This window comes from Noviherbaspirillum sp., from assembly GCF_036846085.1.
GTDB lineage: Bacteria > Pseudomonadota > Gammaproteobacteria > Burkholderiales > Burkholderiaceae_D > Noviherbaspirillum.
This window is the reverse complement of the sequence record NZ_DAIUCO010000214.1, coordinates 1-9460: the sequence shown is the minus strand read 5'-3', so window position 1 is coordinate 9460 and position 9460 is coordinate 1. Positions and strand designations below refer to the sequence as shown.

General features: G+C 57.4%; 9 protein-coding genes. All 9 read left to right on the top strand.

Annotated features, from left to right (window positions below):
* The first annotated feature begins 172 nt into the window (after positions 1-172).
* Positions 173-1651 (top strand): FAD-binding oxidoreductase, encoded by a 1479-nt coding sequence (locus V7080_RS19965; RefSeq protein ID WP_334190148.1) that lies wholly within the window; start codon positions 173-175, stop codon positions 1649-1651.
* A 9-nt stretch (positions 1652-1660) separates the two neighbouring features.
* The gene (locus V7080_RS19960) at positions 1661-1945 is read left to right on the top strand and encodes a hypothetical protein (RefSeq protein WP_334190147.1); all 285 of its coding nucleotides are present in this window, start codon (positions 1661-1663) and stop codon (positions 1943-1945) included.
* On the top strand, positions 1938-3467 hold the full coding sequence (xylB, locus tag V7080_RS19955; RefSeq protein ID WP_334190146.1) for a xylulokinase: 1530 nt from the start codon (positions 1938-1940) through the stop codon (positions 3465-3467). Before V7080_RS19960 ends, xylB begins: the two co-directional genes overlap by 8 nt.
* Before the next feature lie 5 nt (positions 3468-3472).
* On the top strand, positions 3473-4582 hold the full coding sequence (locus V7080_RS19950) for an ABC transporter ATP-binding protein (RefSeq protein WP_334190145.1): 1110 nt from the start codon (positions 3473-3475) through the stop codon (positions 4580-4582).
* Positions 4583-4631: 49 nt separating this feature from the next.
* On the top strand, positions 4632-5981 hold the full coding sequence (locus tag V7080_RS19945) for an ABC transporter substrate-binding protein (RefSeq protein WP_334190144.1): 1350 nt from the start codon (positions 4632-4634) through the stop codon (positions 5979-5981).
* Between the two features lie 120 nt (positions 5982-6101).
* Positions 6102-6956: a carbohydrate ABC transporter permease gene (locus V7080_RS19940; protein WP_334190143.1), complete on the top strand. Its 855-nt coding sequence runs from the start codon at positions 6102-6104 to the stop codon at positions 6954-6956.
* Complete coding sequence (locus V7080_RS19935) at positions 6953-7789, top strand: carbohydrate ABC transporter permease (protein WP_334190142.1); 837 nt, start codon at positions 6953-6955, stop codon at positions 7787-7789. Before V7080_RS19940 ends, V7080_RS19935 begins: the two co-directional genes overlap by 4 nt.
* 2 nt (positions 7790-7791) lie before the next feature.
* Positions 7792-8562 carry an SDR family NAD(P)-dependent oxidoreductase gene (locus V7080_RS19930; RefSeq protein WP_334190141.1) on the top strand — a complete coding sequence of 257 codons (771 nt, stop codon included), beginning with the start codon at positions 7792-7794 and terminating at the stop codon, positions 8560-8562.
* A gap of 28 nt (positions 8563-8590) precedes the next feature.
* On the top strand, positions 8591-9460 hold an 870-nt coding region (locus V7080_RS19925), incomplete at its 3' end, for a glycerol dehydrogenase (protein WP_334190140.1).

Below are 9460 nucleotides of genomic sequence, written 5' to 3'. Positions count from 1 at the left end.
CCCTCAACGAGAAAATTCTACTTCTGATCGCCTCTTTTGGCCGGGGGGATTACCCCTTGACATGCCGGATAAATATTCCCATAATATGAACAAACGTTTGCTCAAAAATGATTCATAATCCGCGAAGTTGAACAAACGTTTGTTCATTCATGGTGAGTAGCGAAAGGATGTGATGACTTCAATAACTCCGGCTCGGCTCGCAGGCGATGCCATCGGTATTAGCCAACAAGAAATATCTGACTTTGCAAAAATCGTCGGTCAAGATCATGTCCTAACCGGCACCGCGGACCGTTTTTGCTATAGCCGCGATCGACTTCCTTACGGGCTTTTTAAGCTGCGAGACCATGGTCTGCCCGGGACGCTCGCCTCCTTGGTGCTGTCGCCTGGAGATGCTGATGAGATCCAGGCAATCGTCAACTATGCGCGCAGCCATAAAATTTGCCTGATCCCTTTTGGTGCCGGATCCGGTGTCCTCGGCGGGACAATCCCGTTAGTGAACGAAGTAATGGTCGATCTGAAACGCATGAACCGGATCCTCGACATTAACGCCATCGACGGGACCGTGACGGTGCAGGCGGGAATGAATGGAATGCAGTTCGAGCAGGCGCTCAACGCGCAAGGATTTACCGCGGGTCACCTGCCACAATCCATCGCCATGTCGACCGTAGGCGGCTGGGTTGCTTGCCGCGGTGCCGGCCAGGCGTCTTCACGGTACGGAAAAATAGAAGACATGGTACTTGGCCTGAAGGCAGTGCTGCCCAATGGCCAGAAGCTGGATGTTCGCCCTGTTGCCCGCAGGGCAGTGGGTCCAAGCATCAAGGATCTGATGGTCGGGTCTGAAGGCGTGTTCGGATTTATCACGGAAGTGACTCTGCGTATATGGCGTCAACCTGAACACGCCAGCGCCCTCGTGCTGGCCTTTCCGTCGATCGAAGCTGGTTTCACCGCACTGCGCGAGATCATGCAAAGCGAGTTGCGCCCTGAAGTGATTCGCTTGTACGACACCATCGAAAGTGCGCAACGAACGGAAGGCATGGCGGAATTCGACGATCGTCCTATTCTCTGCATTATGAAATTTTCCGGCAAGGAGAAACTGGCAAACGCGGAGCGCGACATATCCTATGCAATCTGCCACCAGCACGGCGCGGTGACCGCGGGCATGGCGCCCTATGAACATTGGGAAAAGACCCGGTTTCACTCATACTCGACAAAATGGCAAAGCGAAGGCTACTACATGGACACCATCGAGGTGACCGGTACCTGGACGCATTTGCCAGACATGTATGTGGCAATGCGCGATGCAGCAAAAGCCATACATCCGGAAATGCATTTCGGAGCACACTGGTCTCATATCTATGCGGAAGGTGCATGTCAGTACATGACAGTGAGGCTGCCACCGATGCCGATCGAGCAGGCGCTGCCACTGCACTACAGCGCATGGGAGACGATCGAGCGCATCTGCCTCGAGATGGGTGGCTCGGTTGCACATCACCATGGCGCAGGTCTTTTTCGAAACGCCTGGGTGCAAACCGAGCTCAACGAAGGCCTCAACATGCTGCAACTGCTAAAGGATGGCCTTGATCCGGACAACCTGATCAATCCGGGCAAGCTTGCACTGAGGCAGCCTGTCGGCACCGTGTGGAATACCTAAGGAAACAGCATGAATGACTATCGTGACGCGTTGACGACCTGTGCCTATTGCCCCAATACATGCCGCCCGAGTTATGCGGCCAACGCTGCAGTGCAGATCGAATCACAGACACCTTCGGCCCTGTCGCTCATTACACTTGCGGTGCTGGACAAGCGTCTGCCGCTGGATGACGATACCCGCAAATCATTAGGGCGACGGGCAGCCGCGGAAGCCAGTGTAGGCCACTGTACCTATGGCATGAATATGCCCGCCTTTCTCGATGCAGCCCTTGCCGAGGGCATGAGCAATGAATGACATCATCCAGCAAAGCCATGCATGGCTTATGGGCATCGACATTGGCGCCGGCAGCCTGAAGACGATGATTATCGACTCGACCGGCAAGGTATGCGCAAGCGCAGCCGTCGATATCGCGACGCACTCGCCCAAGCCTCGCTGGAGCGAACAGGATCCGCAGGACTGGTGGGCTGCCGTGTGCAAGACGGTGCCACTGGCACTTCAACAGGCCGGCATTGCGGCAGCGGACATTGCCGGCATCTCGTTTAGCGCCGGAGCCCACACGCCAGTGCTCGAAGATGCACAGGGCAACCTGGTCAGGCCGGCGATCCTCTGGAACGATCAGCGCAGTGGCGAAGAGTCGCGCGACTTGCAGGAACGGCATGGTGAACGGATTCTCAAGATCGGCTTGAATCGTCCGGCGCCCACATGGACGCTTCCGCAATTCCTGTGGCTGGTGCGCAATGAACCCGAGGCTGTCCGGCGCACGGCACGTGTCTATGTCGCCAAGGATTGGCTCCGTTCGCGGCTGACCGGCACGTGGGAGACGGACCGAACCGAAGCAGTCGGCACGCTGCTGTTCGATGCGGCCCAGGACAAATGGTCTACGGAACTGTGTGACCTTGCGCAGTGGGATATCAATACGCTGCCGCCACTGGTCAACCCGACCACGGTGGTTGGCAGGGTCACCGCGGACGCGGCAAGGCAAAGTGGCTTGGCTGAAGGAACGCCGGTTGTCTGCGGCACGTCCGATACGTCGATCGAGACATTCGGCGCGGGGTCCGTTGCGCCGGGGGATGGGACTATCAAGCTGGCAACGGCAGGCACGGTCAGTGTCGTGACCAGTCAGCCGAGGGTACATCCGACACTCATCAACTATCCGCTGGCCGTGCCCGGTCTCTGGTACACCATTACCGGCACCAATAGCTGTGCCTCCGCACACAGATGGTTCCGCGACCGCTTCCTGATGAAGCCCGGCGTAAGCGGCAGCGAAGCCTTTGCCGAAATGGACCGCCTTGCCGGCACCGTTACACCCGGCGCGGAGGGGTTGTTGTTTCACCCATATCTGCAAGGCGAACGCGCTCCCTACTGGGACCCGATGCTGCGCGCCGACTTTGTCGGCATGACCTTTCGCCATGACATTGCGCATTTTTCCAGGGCGATTTATGAAGGTATCGCATTTTCTTTGCGGGACGTACTGGACCAGTTTCGTGCGCAGGGCATGGATATCAAGACCGCCCGCATCATCGGCGGCGGCTCCAAAAGCAAAATATGGCGCCAGATTGTGGCAGACACGCTCAATGTCGAAATCCTGCTTCCTGAAACGACCGATGCCTCGTTTGGCGCTGCATTGCTGGCCGGCGTCGGGGTCGGCGTATTCCCCGATGAAATGACGGCTGCCACCCGCTGCGCGCGCGTGGTGGAGCGGGCACTGCCCGATGCGACCAATGTCGCGTTCTACGACGAGCTCTTCGCCATCTACAAAGATGCCCAGTCCGGATTGGTGCAGGTAAACCACGCGCTCGCGCGGATCACCGGATGACCACCATGAAAAAAATCATTCTTTCGCAGGTTTCCAAACGGTACGGGGAGCAGGCGGTGGTGAATGACCTTGATCTGGATATGGCAGACGGTGAATTTGTTGTGCTTGTGGGGCCATCCGGGTGCGGGAAGTCGACCACCTTGCGGATGATCGCCGGACTTGAGGATGTCAGCAGCGGAACGATCCATATCGCCGGCCGCGATGTGACACAGCTGCAGCCCGGCGAGCGCAATATTGCGATGGTTTTCCAGAACTACGCGCTTTACCCGCACAAGACCGTGTATGAAAACCTGGCATTCGGTTTGCGTATGCGAAAGGTGCCCGCAGCAGAAATAGAAACCAAGGTTCAGTGGGCAGCACAGATGCTGGGCATCGAAAGCCTTCTACCCCGAAAGCCCCGACAGCTATCGGGTGGTCAAATGCAGCGCGTCTCGCTCGGCCGGGCGCTGGTCCGTTCTCCTGAAGTCTTTTTGCTCGACGAGCCACTGTCCAACCTGGACGCGAAGCTGCGCATTCGCATGCGTGAAGAGATTGCACAGCTGCACAAGAGGGTCGGTACCAATATGGTCTACGTCACGCATGACCAGGTCGAAGCAATGACTCTTGGCGACCGGATCGTCATCATGAACCAGGGCAAGGTGCAGCAGGTCGGCAGGCCGCTTGACGTGTATGACTCGCCGGCCAACCTGTTTGTTGCCGGCTTCATCGGCGCGCCTGAAATGAATCTCATCAAGGGTACGCTGCAGGACGTGCGCGGCCAGGTCGTATTCCAGGCGCCGGGCATTACCGTTCCGCTCGGCGGCGCCATGCCACTGGCAGCGAAGTCTGGCGCCGGCGTTGTCCTCGGCGTGCGGCCCGAACACGCCAGCATGGAAGGCGAGGGCAACGGCCCGATGGGGTCGGTATCACTGGTCGAACAACTGGGCGCGCAGACGCTCACGATGCTCGAGCTCGATGGCGGCGACCAGTCGGTACCGGGCTCGCCGTCACGGTTTCGTGTTCTTACCGGCCGACGTGACAACGTGCAGATTGGAGACCGGGCACGACTGACCATGGACATTTCCCGCATTCATTTGTTCGATGCGGTATCCGGCGTAAATCTGAAGGTGGCATAACGGTGGCGGCAAGGTAGTCCCTATTTACAACAAAACGAAGGAGACAGACATGACTACGCATGACAACGATGACGTGCTTGCAGCGGAAGCCAGGATCGCACAAGAAAAACGGCCGGTGGCCCGACGTGATGTCCTGAAATCCGTCGCCGCCGGTGTGGCGCTGATGACCGCCGGCGCACCGGCGGTGTTCGCCCAAACAAAGACGCTGCGTTTCCTGAACGCGGAGCCGGGACGTGACTCGGTCCGTGCCCTTCGTGTTGCCGCGGCCGAATATGAAAAGAAGTTCGGCGTCAAAGTTGTGATCGATACGGTACCGCCGGACGATGCCTACAACAAGATTCAAAGCTCGATCGCCGCGGGTACCCCCTATGACGTCGGCACCCTGGCGTTCGCCGGACACGTGCTGCTGCTGGCGCAGGCAGGAAAACTTGTGCCAATTACCAAATTGGTACGCCGGCACAAATGGGGCCCGAATATTCTCTTCCCCGTCAATGGCGAAGATTACTGGTATCCCTATGACTACAATTTCTGCTGGATGTACTACCGTAAAGACCTGTACCAGCAAAAAGGATTGAAGGTTCCCACCACGTGGGACCAGATGGCGGAGAATTGCAAGGCACTGACAGAAGGCGGCAAATTCGGTGTCGGGCATCCGGTTGGCGGCAATGCGGCTGCACAATGGATGTCCATCGGCTATATGTGGGCGGACGGCGTGCGCATGCTTGACAAGGACTTCAAGCTCATTCTGGACAACGCCGAGATGCGGCCGAAGGTCGCCGGATATCTCGAGTTCATGAAAAAGATCGGCCCGAGCATGCCAAACGGCATGACGCAGGCAATGTTCGGCACCGTTCTGGGCCAGTATTCAGGCGGTCAGATCGCCCATGCGCCGTACGCTGGACGATTGATCGAAGTGTTGGAGGACAAGGCACCTGACCTGGTGGCAAAGACCGGATTCTTCATGTATCCCGATAGCGCTGGCAAAGGCCAAGCGGTGAATCATGGCTACGACGGCTGGGTGGTGCTCAATACCCCGATGCGCGATGAATCGGTCAAGTTCATGGAATGGTTTGTCGACAATCACTACATCAACTTCCTCCATTCGGCCCCACTTCACATGCAACCGCCCCGCATGGATGTGTATGACGATATCCGCTGGCGCGCACATCCTCTCATCGAAAAGCATGCCGAGCTGGTGGATTTTATGAAGAGCATGCTGACCCGGAAAGATGTGGCGATACGCTCGATCGACACCGAAGGTCCAAGCATTGATCTCAGACCGGGAAAGATGTTCGAGACATTCGCGATTTGCGATGCGATTCAAAACGTGTTGTACAAGGGTATGCCGACTGCTGAAGCCATCGACATCATGGCTGCGAAATACCGCACGGTACTCTGAAGTGCGCGGCAGGTTCTGACGCGCCTGCTCTGCAACCGCGGAGCAGGCAGCATCCGACCGGCGACCTATCACGTCATCTCAAGGCCTATGCTCTCTTTTCGAACAAACAGCGACAAGCTCTTGTTTGCGGCATTCATCGCAAGCGTCGGCGTCACGCTCGTGCTGATTCTTTTTCCAGTTCTGCATGCGATAGAACTTAGCTTCTATCAGTCACAGTCTTTTGTGTCGGAACGGACCTGGGTGGGTTTGGGTAACTATCTGCGTGTTTTGCAGGAGCCCGGATTCTGGCGTGCTTTTTCCATCGGCATCACCTTTAGCCTGATCACCATCGTCCTGCAGGTTGTGTTGGGAATCGGGTGCGCGTTGCTGCTGGACCAGCCATTTTTCGGGCGTCCGGTCGTCCGGGGGCTGGCAGTCCTGCCGTACCTGCTGCCGACGGTTGTCGTGGCCGTCGCCTTCCAATGGCTGCTGGACGGCAGCCTTGGCTTGTTTACCATCTGGGCGGAGAAACTGGGGTTTGGCCGGCCGGCATGGTTTGAAGACCCGGTCATGGCGATGCTCATCGTGGTGGTCGCCAGCGTATGGACCTGGACGCCGTTCGTAACAATTTCCTTCCTGGCTGCGCTGCAGACGGTACCCAAGTCGCTTTATGAATCCGCGCGGGTGGATGGCGCCGGATCATGGATGCGGTTCTGGCACGTGACGATCCCCATGCTGATTCCGATGCTGATGGTGATCGTCCTGTTGCGAAGTATCTGGATGTTCAATAAATTTGACATTATCTGGCTCTTGACAAAAGGCGGACCCTTGTCGGCCACCGAGCATCTGCCGGTCATGGCATATCGTCGCGCATTCATGCAATACGATGTTGGAGGAGGTGCTGCGATTGCCACCCTGTCGTTTGCCGTCCTGTCCGTGCTGATCCTTGTCTACTTCTATTTTTATCCGCTTGACGGAAAGGATGGCGCCAAGTGAAAGGACGTTCCCATCTGCTGCGTGCGGTGACCCTGGTCGCCGCGGCAATCCTCGGTCTGTGGTCATTTTTTCCGATCTACTGGATGATCGCTTCCAGTGTTCGCCCTGAACGGGACTTGTTCTCAACGCCGACCCTGATACCGGAAACGATCGACTGGAAGTTCAGCGCTTATCGCAACCTGCTGGAGCTGACCGACTATCCCGTCCAGTTCGCCAACAGCGTGCAGGTGGCGCTGTCGGTAGTCGTCATTACCCTGATGATTTCCGTGGTGATCGCCTATGTCGTCACCCGCTACAAAGTGCCGGGCAAGACGGTCATCATTGGCAGCATGCTCTACGCGTACATGTTCCCGCCACTGCTGCTGGCCATTCCATTGCTGTCGATCTTTGCCCGGCTTGGCTTGTCGGACCACTTGATTGCCGTGGTAATGGCACATTGCACATTAAGCATCCCGCTCGGGGTGTGGATGCTGTGGGGGTTTTTCAAGGCCATGCCGTTCGACCTGGAAGAAGCAGCCATGGTGGATGGGTGCTCACGGGCAGGAGCATTTTTCCGGATGGTGCTGCCGCTATCGGCGCCGGGCATCATCACCGTGGCAATCTTCTCGTTCCTGCTTTCCTGGACCGACTACGTGTTTTCATTTGTGCTGGTCAACAGCGATACCAACAAAACATTGCCTGTCGGATTGGCTTCGGTCCTCGGAACATTCGATGCGCGCTGGGGCGAGTTGATGGCAGGCGCGACCTTGATTGCGCTACCGCTGTTTGTCATGTTCATGTTCCTTAGCCGTTACTTCATCAAGGGCTTGGCGGCCGGTGCGTTGAAAGGGTAAGGATGGATTTCGGACTGGCAGGGCGGATTGCAGTGATTACCGGCGGCGGACGCGGCATCGGGCTGTGTGACGCCAGGATGCTCGGTGCCGAGGGGGCCCGGATCATCATCAACGAACTCGACCCCGTGACCGGAGAATGTGCCGTGGAGTCGCTCAGGAAAGAAAACATCGATGCGGTGTTTTACCAGGGCGACGCGACGGATGAAGGTGTGGTTCGCGACACGGTGGCCGCTATTGTGCAACGCTTCGGACGACTCGATATTCTCGTCAACAACGCTGGCATTGGTGTCAAGCCCGCTTACCCGGTCGAGGACATGCCGGTGGAAGCCTGGGACAAGATGATCCATGTTCATATGAGAAGCACGTTTTTATGGTCCAGAGAGGTGATTGCGGCGATGAAGGCGGGCGGATTTGGCCGGATCGTCAACATGTCGTCAATGAACTTTACCGGCGGAGGACGACTGGGCGTTGCGCATTATGCCGCAGCCAAGGCGGGCATCGTGGGGCTGACGCAGACCCTGGCAAAGGAAGTCGGGTCTTTTGGCATCACGGCAAATGCCATAGCGCCGGGTTATGTTGAAACCGATTTGATTGCCCAGTTTTCAGAAGAAATGCGTGATCGCCTGTGCAAGCAGAACCCGGTCGGTCGTACCTGCAGTCCATCGGAGGTCGCTTCACTCGTAACGTTCCTCTGCTCGGTCCAGGCTGCATTTATTAACGGAGAACTTGTTTGCATGGACGGCGGCAGACGGGATTTCTACTGGGGTAACTAACCCAAACAGGGAAAGAGGGAAACAGCACATGACAGTGAAAACGATCGGCTTTCCGGGCAGGTACCTGCAAGGGCCAGGCGCAATTCGCGAGCTTGGTGGCTTGCTGATGGAATTCGGCAGCAAGTCGCCAGTAGTGGTGATGGACGACATCGTCCGAAATGCCGCCGGCGGTCAGCTGAACGACGCGCTTGGCGCCAGCGGCATCGTTGCGCAATCGCTGCGCTTCGCCGGCGAATGTACGGCAAGCGCCATCCGCGAATTGTCAATGCAGGCACACGCGGCCGGTGCCGACATGGTGATTGGTTTTGGTGGCGGCAAGACGATTGACACGGCAAAGGGCGTCGCCAAGACGCTCGGCTTGCGTTTGGTGATCGTGCCTTCCATTGCATCCAACGATTCGCCAACCAGCCGGCTTATCGTTTTGTATGATGATCAGCACGCCGTAGCGGGCGTCGAAATGATGACCCGGAATCCGGATGTGGTGCTGGTCGATACCGAAATTGTTGCGCGTGCACCGGTTCGGTTTTTTGTCGCGGGGCTTGGTGATGCCTTGAGCAAAAAGTTTGAAGCCGAACAATGTCATCGGGCCGGCGGGAAAAACTTTTTCGGCACCGGCTCCTTGGCCACGGCGCGGCTACTGGCCGTCCGCTGCTATGAAACCATTCTTGAATTCGGTATTGAAGCAGTTGAACAGGTGCGCGCACACCATGCGCCGAATGACGCGGTGGAACGTGCAGTGGAAGCGTCGGTGCTGCTCAGCGGATTAGGCTTTGAAAGTGGCGGCTTGTCGTTGTCCCATGCGCTCACCCGCGGATTTACCGCCCATCCGCAGCTTGGAAAATATTTGCATGGAGAGCTTGTCGGGTTTGGGACGATCGTGCAGCTCATCGCCGAAGAC